The sequence below is a fragment of the Cupriavidus sp. 05N40 genome (assembly GCF_056397305.1).
The window spans coordinates 1-511 of record NZ_JBFTND010000461.1; the positions used below are offsets into that span (position 1 = coordinate 1).

Here is a 511-nt window from a genome sequence, read left to right on the forward strand (position 1 = left end):
CCAACGACCACCACAAATGGCTGCAGAGCGAGCAGTTGCTCGCGGCCCTGGATGTCTACGACAACCGGGACCCGTCGAACGGCTGGCACTTTTCCGGCCAGACAGGCTTGTGCGTCCTGGGCGCGGAGGGTTGCAAGGCYACCGCCGACATCATCCAGACATGGTGGGAGGGCAACACCACCGACCGCGCCAATCTTGCCCTGCGAGGCTTCGCGCTGAACCAGAGCGACATCCTCGCGGAGATGGAGCGCACCARGGAAGCGGCCAAAGCCGCSCCGCTGCCCGTCACCGAGSMCGATATCTACGACTACACCGGCAAAGGCCTGGAGCGSGCCAAGACYCTGGGRGACATGTTCGACAAGGCCAACGGGCTGTACGAGGAAATGGAAAAGGCCGGCCATGCCMGGCTCGCCGGCGGCGCACTCGCCTGGTACACCAGCCTGGGGCGTCAGACATTGCGCCACGCGCCCAAGGGCATGGAGTGGTTCGTCCACGGTTTCAGCCGCTCGTT

General features: G+C 65.1%; 1 protein-coding gene. It reads left to right on the forward strand.

Translation table 11 applies throughout. The features are described 5' to 3' along the window. A partial coding sequence (locus tag AC1DO7_RS41450; RefSeq protein ID WP_477117598.1) for a hypothetical protein occupies positions 1 to 511 on the forward strand: 511 nt, incomplete at both ends.